Origin of the sequence: Pseudoalteromonas sp. SIMBA_162 (assembly GCF_046535955.1) — a bacterium.
GTDB lineage: Bacteria > Pseudomonadota > Gammaproteobacteria > Enterobacterales > Alteromonadaceae > Pseudoalteromonas > Pseudoalteromonas marina.
In genome coordinates, this window is the sequence record NZ_JAWJBQ010000144.1 from 1 (window position 1) to 353 (window position 353).

Below are 353 nucleotides of genomic sequence, written 5' to 3' on the forward strand. Positions count from 1 at the left end.
GGTTGTGCGCTGTAGGAAATGGACTGGCGGTCCAGGGTGGGGTTGCGCACCCGACCGGACAGGTCCCGCACGTTGTTGATCTGCGCATCCTGCAGGGTGCGCTCGTCGAAGGCGCTGATCGCCAGCGGGGTTTTCTGCAGGTTCTCTTCACGGTGCTCCGCTGTGACGGTGACTGTTGGCAGCTTGTCGCCTGGCGTTTCGGCAGGCTCGGCGAAGGCCGTTGGCGTGAACAGGGCGAATGCAACGGCGGCGGTCAGGTGATGGCAAACAGGGTAGGGCAAAGGCTTCATGCTGCAGCTTCCAGATAACCAGCATCGAGTGGGATTTCGGATACCTGGATACCGCAGCCGGGT

At 62.3% G+C, this 353-nt stretch carries 1 pseudogene; it reads right to left on the reverse strand.

What is annotated here, in order from left to right:
- A pseudogene (locus R0J88_RS19080) lies at positions 1-290 on the reverse strand (hypothetical protein); the annotation flags it as partial.
- Between the last annotated feature and the right edge of the window lie 63 nt (positions 291-353).